This window comes from Paenibacillus sp. 1SOY10 (assembly GCF_056836745.1).
Genome location: NZ_JBXENK010000022.1, coordinates 1 through 850, shown reverse-complemented (window position 1 = coordinate 850; position 850 = coordinate 1). Strand labels below are relative to the sequence as shown.

The 850-nt window shown below is 53.2% G+C and carries 1 rRNA gene; it reads right to left on the bottom strand.

Annotated features, from left to right (window positions below):
• Positions 1 to 850 (bottom strand): 23S ribosomal RNA (locus AC1VOR_RS22960); the annotation flags it as partial.

The window sequence follows — 850 nt, the reverse complement described above, 5'->3', positions numbered from 1 at the left end:
TGTGCGGATTTGCCTACACACCAGCCTCACTGCTTGGACAGGCATCCATCAGCCTGCGTCACTACCCTACTGCGTCACCCCATCACTCATAACGGATTACGGTGGTACAGGAATTTCCACCTGTTGTCCTTCGACTACGCCTTTCGGCCTCGCCTTAGGTCCCGACTTACCCTGAGCGGACGAGCCTTCCTCAGGAAACCTTGGGCTTTCGGCGGATCAGATTCTCACTGATCTTTTCGTTACTCATACCGGCATTCTCACTTGTATGCTGTCCAGCGCTCCTTACGGTACACCTTCAACCTACATACAACGCTCCCCTACCCCAGATGCAAAGCATCTAGCCATAGCTTCGGTGGTGTGTTTAGCCCCGTTACATTTTCGGCGCAGAGTCACTCGACCAGTGAGCTATTACGCACTCTTTCAATGATGGCTGCTTCTAAGCCAACATCCTGGTTGTCTGTGCAACTCCACATCCTTTCCCACTTAACACACACTTGGGGACCTTAGCTGATGGTCTGGGCTGTTTCCCTTTTGACAATGGATCTTAGCACTCACTGTCTGACTCCCGGCTACTAGTCTATGGCATTCGGAGTTTGACTGAGCTTGGTAACCCTTGGCGGGCCCCGCACCCAATCAGTGCTCTACCTCCACGACTATTCCACCGAGGCTAGCCCTAAAGCTATTTCGGGGAGAACCAGCTATCTCCGAGTTCGATTGGAATTTCTCCGCTACCCCCACCTCATCCCCGCATTTTTCAACATACGTGGGTTCGGGCCTCCAGTGCGTGTTACCGCACCTTCACCCTGGACAGGGGTAGATCACACGGTTTCGGGTCTACGCCTACAAACTA